The 6,569-nt window shown below is 74.7% G+C and carries 5 protein-coding genes and 1 pseudogene; all 6 read left to right on the top strand.

Annotated elements, in window-relative coordinates; all coding sequences use genetic code 11:
• The first annotated feature begins 347 nt into the window (after positions 1–347).
• Positions 348–857, top strand: coding sequence for a hypothetical protein (locus AOK18_RS15250; protein ID WP_055573930.1), 510 nt, complete (start codon positions 348–350; stop codon positions 855–857).
• Positions 858–1,026: 169 nt separating this feature from the next.
• Entirely contained in the window at positions 1,027–2,454 is a 1,428-nt protein-coding gene (locus AOK18_RS15245; RefSeq protein ID WP_055573931.1) for a flotillin family protein, read from the top strand.
• Between the two features lie 233 nt (positions 2,455–2,687).
• Positions 2,688–3,575 (top strand): alpha/beta fold hydrolase, encoded by an 888-nt coding sequence (locus tag AOK18_RS15240; protein ID WP_055694710.1) that lies wholly within the window; start codon positions 2,688–2,690, stop codon positions 3,573–3,575.
• 178 nt (positions 3,576–3,753) lie between these two features.
• Positions 3,754–4,917 carry a glycosyltransferase gene (locus AOK18_RS15235; RefSeq protein ID WP_206281550.1) on the top strand — a complete coding sequence of 388 codons (1,164 nt, stop codon included), beginning with the start codon at positions 3,754–3,756 and terminating at the stop codon, positions 4,915–4,917.
• 41 nt (positions 4,918–4,958) lie between these two features.
• The gene (locus AOK18_RS15230; protein ID WP_055694708.1) at positions 4,959–6,014 is read left to right on the top strand and encodes a glycosyltransferase family 4 protein; all 1,056 of its coding nucleotides are present in this window, start codon (positions 4,959–4,961) and stop codon (positions 6,012–6,014) included.
• A pseudogene (locus AOK18_RS15225) lies at positions 6,011–6,569 on the top strand (glycosyltransferase); the annotation flags it as partial. The gene AOK18_RS15230 and the pseudogene AOK18_RS15225, both read left to right, overlap by 4 nt.

Genomic DNA, 6,569 nt, shown 5'->3' with positions numbered 1-6,569 from the left:
CCGGTGCGGGCACTTCCCCCGGCGGCGGACCCGTCCGGCGTCCCGCACCGGACGACGACCGGGACCCCCGTGCGTCCCGGGGGAGCGCCGGTCCTGCCGGAGCGGAGCAACGGCCTTGCCCCCGGGCGCCCCGCCGCGCCCCGGCCGGGACGCGCGACCGGAGCGCGGGTCTCCCGCCCCGCGTCCACGTGACCCGTGCCGCAGCCGAAAAGGGAGCGGAGGCCCGGGGTCCGCCGGAAGGCGGCATTAAGAACGCGTAAAGACTGCCGGGTTCCGGCAATGTGCCGGTGCCGGGCCGCATGGGAGCATGCGGGGGCGGGAGATCATCGAGTGAAAGCGGGGCCCGGATGGACTGGTTCGTGGGTCTCGGTATCGCGGGACTGGTCCTGCTGCTGCTCTCGCTGATCTTCGACGGGGTCCTGGAGGGCTTGTTCGGCGGCGTGCTGGACGGGCTGTTCGACGGGTTCCTCTCGCTGCCGGTCATCGCCGGCTTCGTGTCCATGCTCGGCTTCGGCGGGGCGATCGTCCTCGGTACGACGGATCTGGGGGCCCCCGGAGCGACGGCGGCCGGTGCCGCGGCCGGTACCGCCGCGGGCTGGCTGACCTGGAAGCTCAGTCGCGCCCTCATGCGGGACCAGACCGCTGCCGCCCCGCGCGGCGGCGATCTCGTCGGCACCTCCGGCTCCGTGGTGACCGCCATCCCGGCCGAGGGGTACGGCGAGGTGCTGGTGTACCTCGCCGGACAGCCGCTGAAGCTGGCCGCGAGGAGTTCGGGACCCGTCGCGCGGGGCGCCGAGGTCTGGGTGGAGTCCGCGCTGTCCGCGACATCGGTGGCGGTCCGGCCGGTCGAGCGCTGACCGGCACGTCACCGCGCCGCCCCACCGTCCGGCTCCTCCGCTCCCGCGGCCGGCGTCTCCACCACGCCGCCCGTGCGCTCCCGCGTCGCCCGCATCCATGTCCGATTCGATCTGATTCGATCCGAACCACATCGCCGTCCCCCGGGAGGGCTGAGGGGATTCCACACATATGAGCTCCGTACTGACAGCCGTGGTGGGAGTCGTCGTACTCCTGGTCCTGCTGGCCCTCGTGGTGGTCACCCGCTACAAGGTCGCGGGCCCCAGCGAGGCGTTCATCGTCACCGGCCGGCGCGGCAAGAAGTCCACCGACCCCGAGACCGGCCGGATCTTCACCGACAACAGCGGCCAGAAGGTCGTGGTCGGCGGCGGCGTCTTCGTCGTGCCCTTCGTCCAGCAGAAGTTCACCCTCGAACTGTCCAGCCGTCACATCCCGGTGGCCGTCCGGGGCGCGGTCACCCTGCGCGGGGTGAAGGCGAACCTCGAGGGCGTCGCCATCGTCAAGGTGGGCGGCACCGAGGACTCGATACGCGCCGCCGCCCAGCGGTTCCTGGACCAGCAGGACGGCATCGTCGGCTTCACCCAGGAAGTGCTGTCCGGCGCGCTGCGCTCCATCGTCGGGCGCATGTCCGTCGAGGACATCATCCGTGACCGCGCCGCCTTCGCCGGGCAGGTCGCGGAGGAGGCCGAGGCCAGCCTCTCCGGACAGGGGCTCGTGCTGGACGCCTTCCAGATCCAGGACATCACCACGGAGGGCTCCTACCTCGAGGACCTGGGCCGGCCCGAGGCGGCCCGTGCCAAGCAGGAGGCCGACATCGCCGAGGCCGTCGCCCGCCGGGCCTCCGAGCAGGCCCGGCTCAAGGCGGAGGAGGAGATCGCGATCGCCCAGCGCACCTTCGCGCTGAAGCAGGCCGAGATCAAGGCCGAGACGGACGAGGCCGCCGCCCGCGCCGACGCCGCCGGCCCGCTCGCCGAGGCGGCCCGCCGACAGGAGGTCCTGCAGGAGCAGGAGAAGGTCGCGGCCCGTCAGGCCGCGCTGACCGACCGCGAACTGGACACCAAGGTCCGCAAGCCCGCCGACGCCGCCCGCTACCAGGCCGAACAGGAGGCCGAGGCCCGCCGCATCGCCTCGGTCAAGGAGGCCGAGGCGGCTGCCGAGCGGGCACGGCTGACCGGTGAGGGCGAGAAGGCCCACCGCGCGGCGCTCGCCGACGCCGTACGCCTCGAGGGTGACGCCGAAGCCGCCGCGATCGCCGCGAAGGGCTTCGCGGAGGCCGACGCGATGCACAAGAAGGCCGACGCCTTCGAGCGCTACGGCGACGCGGCGGTGCTGCAGATGCTGGTCGAGGTGCTGCCGCAGGTCGTCGGCAAGGCCGCCGAGCCGCTGGCCGCCGTGGACAAGATGACCGTCATCTCCACCGACGGCGCGGGGCAGCTCACGCGCACCGTCACCGACAACGTCGCCCAGGGCATGGAGCTCCTCAACTCCGCCACCGGCGTCGACCTCGCCCAGCTCCTCCAGGGGCTCACCCGGCGCGGTACGTCGACGACACCCGCTCCCGTCGAACCGGCCAACGGCAAGGTCGACATCTCGGAGTGACACCCCCGGCCCCGGGGCCCGCGCACCCCTTCCGGCGCGCGGGCCCCGGGGCCGGCCGCCGGCCGGGCGGCACGGTCGCCGGACGCGGCCGGGTGCGGCCGGTGGCCTCCGCCGGCCGGTGCGGTCGTTCCGGGGGCGGCGCGCGTAGCCGTCGCCGGCCCGGGCAGGAGGGACTCCTGGACCCCGTGCCGACGGCAGGAGCGGTGCGGGCGCCGAGCCCCGTGGAGGCCAGGGTGTTCGAGGGATTCGAGACGGCGCGGATCGACGTCGGTGAGGCATCCGTCTTCGTCCGCTTCGGCGGGGACGGCCCGCCGGTGGTGCTCCTGCACGGTCATCCCCGCACCTCGGCGACGTGGCACCGGGTCGCCCCGCTGCTCGTGCGGGCCGGACACACGGTGGTCTGCCCGGACCTGCGGGGGTACGGGCGTTCCAGGGGGCCGCGGTTCACGGACGATCACGTGGGCTATTCCAAGCGTGCGGTCGCCGGGGACGTGGTGGCCGTGATGCGCCGTCTCGGGCATCGCCGGTTCGCGCTCGTGGGCCACGACCGCGGGGGCAGCGTCGCCCTGCGCCTGGCACTCGACCATCCCGGCGCCGTCTCCCGGGTGGCGTTCGTGGACTGCCTGCCGCTGACGGAGCACCTGTCGCGGATCACCCCCGAGTTCGCCACCCAGTGGTGGCACTGGTTCTTCTTCGCGCAGCCGGGCACCCCCGAGCGGGTCATCACCGCCGACCCCGACAGTTGGTACCAGGGGGACCCCGAGAGCATGGGGCGGGAGAACCACGACGAGTGGCGGCGGGCCACCCGCGATCCCGACGTGGTGCGGGCGATGCTCGAGGACTACCGCGCGGGCCTCACCGTCGACCGGCGGCACGAGGAGGCCGACCGGGCCGCCGGCGCGCGCGTCACCTGCCCGGCACTCGTCCTCTGGTCGCTGCGGGACGACCTGGAGGATCTGTACGCAGACCCCGTCGCGATCTGGGACCGGTGGGCCGACGACGTCCGCGGCCACGGCATCGACTCCGGACACCACGTCGCCGAAGAGGCACCCGAGGCCCTGGCCTCCGCACTCACCGGCTTCCTCCGGCCGGACCCGGGCGGCCGCCGCACGGCCCCGTGACGGCCGTCGGGGGCCGTCGTGTTCGCCCGGACGGCCGAGTCCGGCATGCCGCCGGCCGTCCGAGGGGGGACCGTGGATCCCGGAGAACGCGGCCTCCACCGTGCTCTGCGCGACACGGCCCTGGGCGGGACTCGAGGGGACGGGGCGGCCTCCGGCGTGACGGAACGAGGAGACAGCTGTGCCCGAACCGGTCGCACACCGCCGCAGCGCGAAGCCGACGCCCCGCGCGTCCGGCGACGAAGCGGGCCCGCGGCCCGGCGGCGGACCCGGCCCGTCCGCCGGCGCCGTCGGCACCATCCGGGTCGCCTCGGTCCCCGCCGGACACGTCTACGTGCGCCACCTGTCCCCGCCCGGCGGCGACCACGTGGTCCGCCTGGCCGATCCCCGCCCCTGCGGCGCCCCCGCGGGCTCCCGCCAGTGGTGGCCGCCGGTCATGCTCGACGCGGACTGGGTCGACGAGCACGCCGCGGCCTTCGACGTCTTCCACCTCCACTTCGGGTTCGACGCGCAGTCCCCTTCGGGACTGCGGGCCCTCCTCGACGCCCTGCGCCGGAACGGCAAACCGCTCGTCTACACCGTCCACGACCTCGTCAACCCCCACCATCACGACGAGAGCGAGCACCGGGCGCAGCTGGACGTGCTCGTCCCCGGGGCCGACCGGCTCATCACCCTCACCCCGGGTGCCGCGGAAGAGATCTCCGCACGCTGGGGCCGCACCGCGCTGGTCCTGCCGCACCCGCACGTGGTCCCCCCGCCCGGTCTGATACGGCCTCGGCCCGAACACGACACGTTCACGGTCGGTGTGCACGTCAAGAGCCTCCGCGCCAACATGGACCCGCTGCCCGTGGTCCGGGTGCTCGCCGACACGCTGTCCGAACTGCCCGGCGCGGTGCTGCGCGTCGACTGCCACCCGGAGATCGACGACCCGGCGAGCCACTTCCACGCGCCCGGAGTGCTCGACGAGCTGCGGGGGATGGACCGCGGGGGGCGGCTGCGGCTGAGCGTCCACCACTACTTCGACGACGACGCGCTGTGGGACTACCTGATCGGCCTCGACGTGTCCGTACTGCCCTACCGCTTCGGGACCCACTCCGGATGGCTGGAGGCGTGCCACGACCTGGGGACAACCGTCGTCGCCCCGTCCTGCGGGTTCTACGCACAGCAACGGCCCTGCCTCGGCTACGGGCACGACCGGCGGGGACTGGACGCGGCGTCGCTGCGGGAGGCGGTGCGCACCGCCTACGAGGAGCGCCCGGCCTGGCGGGCCGGGCCGGCGGACCGCCTGGCCGAGCGCCGCCGGCTCGCCCGGGAACACGAAGCGCTCTACGCGGACCTGCTGTGAGGGCTGCCGCGCGGCCCGATCCGCACCCCCCGCCCGCCCCCTTGCGGATCGCTCTGATCGCTTCCGCCAGGCATCCGATCCGCGATCCCTTCGCCGGCGGTCTCGAAGCGCACACCTGGACGCTGTCCAAGGAACTGATCGCACGCGGCCACGAGGTCACCGTCTTCGCCGGGCCGGGCTCCGACCCCGCCCTGGGAGTGGTGGAGATGCCGGTGCGGCCGCCCCGGATCAGCGAGGCCGCCCGCTGGGACGCGAGCATGGTGGCCCCGGAGTGGCTGGAGGAGCACCACGCCTACCTCCAGCTGATGCTCGACCTCTCCCACGAGCCGGCGCGGTACGACATCGTGCACAACAACAGCCTGCACTACCTGCCCGTGGCGATGGCCGCCGCCCTGCCCGTCCCGGTGGTCACCACCCTGCACACCCCGCCCACCCCCTGGCTCGAATCGGCCGTCCAGGCGGCGCGGCGCTGCCCGGTGCGGTTCAGCGCGGTCAGCGAGCACACCGCCACGTCGTGGCGCCACGTGGTGCCCGACGCCACCGTGGTGCGCAACGGCATCGACACCCGGCGCTGGCATCCCGGCCCCGGCGGGGAGGAACTGGTCTGGTCGGGGCGGGTCGTGCCCGAGAAGGGCGCGCACCTGGCGATCGAGGCCGCCCGGCTGGCCGGACGGGGGCTGCGGCTCGCGGGACCCGTGGGGGACGCGGAGTACTTCGAGGCGTGTGTCCGCCCCCGGCTGGGCCGCACGATCACCTACGAGGGCCACCTTCCGCAGCCCGACCTGTGCGAACTGGTCGGCTCCTCGGCGGCGGCCGTCGTCACACCCTGCTGGGACGAACCGTACGGACTGGTGACGGCGGAGGCCCTGGCCTGCGGCACACCGGTGTGCGGGTTCGACCGCGGGGCGCTGCCGGAGATCGTCACGGACGACTGCGCCCGGCTCGTGCCGCCCGGCGACTGCGCGGCGCTCGCGAAGGCCGTCGAGCCGACGATCGGCCTGTCCCGGGCCGCCGCCCGGCGGCACGCGGAGTCCTTCTGCTCCGTGGAGGTCATGACGCGCAGCTACGAGCGCTTCTACCGGGCGGTGTCGGCGTGATCGGCTACTACGTGCACCACCAGGGCAGCGGCCACCTGAACCGCGCACGCACCGTCGCCGCGCGCTGCCCCCTCCCGGTGACCGGCCTGTCCAGCCTGGCGGAACCCGACGACTGGCCCGGGCCCTGGGTGCGCCTGCCGGGGGACGACGACGGCGACCCCGCCGCGTTCGGCGACGTGACGGCGGGCGGCCGGCTGCACTGGGCGCCGGTCCTGCACGCCGGGCTGCGCGGGCGCATGGCACTGATCGCGCGGTGGATCGAGGCGGCCGCGCCCCGGCTGCTGGTGTGCGACGTCTCCGTCGAAGTGGCCCTGCTGGCACGCCTCCTGGGCACCCCCGTCGCGGTGACGGCCATGCGGGGCGAGCGGACCGACCCCCCGCACCGGATGGCCTACGACCTGGCCGACCTGCTCCTCGCCCCCTGGCCGGCCGAGCTGCCCGAACCCGGCTGGCCCGGGCACTGGCGGGCCAAGACGGTCCACACCGGGGCGTTCTCCCGCTTCGACGGCCGCCCGCCCCCCGCACCCGGCGAGGAGCGGGCGGGCCGTCGAAGCG

The organism is Streptomyces prasinopilosus (assembly GCF_001419695.1).
In the GTDB taxonomy this organism is placed as follows: domain Bacteria; phylum Actinomycetota; class Actinomycetes; order Streptomycetales; family Streptomycetaceae; genus Streptomyces; species Streptomyces prasinopilosus.
Note: the sequence above shows the minus strand (reverse complement) of the source record. Positions and strands in the feature narration are given on the sequence as shown.

What these genes read in the sequence shown, in the direction of transcription:
- AOK18_RS15250 (WP_055573930.1), top strand. Translation starts at nt 348, where the DNA reads ATGGACTGGTTCGTGGGTCTCGGTATCGCGGGACTGGTCCTGCTGCTG.
- AOK18_RS15245 (WP_055573931.1), top strand. Translation starts at nt 1,027, where the DNA reads ATGAGCTCCGTACTGACAGCCGTGGTGGGAGTCGTCGTACTCCTGGTC.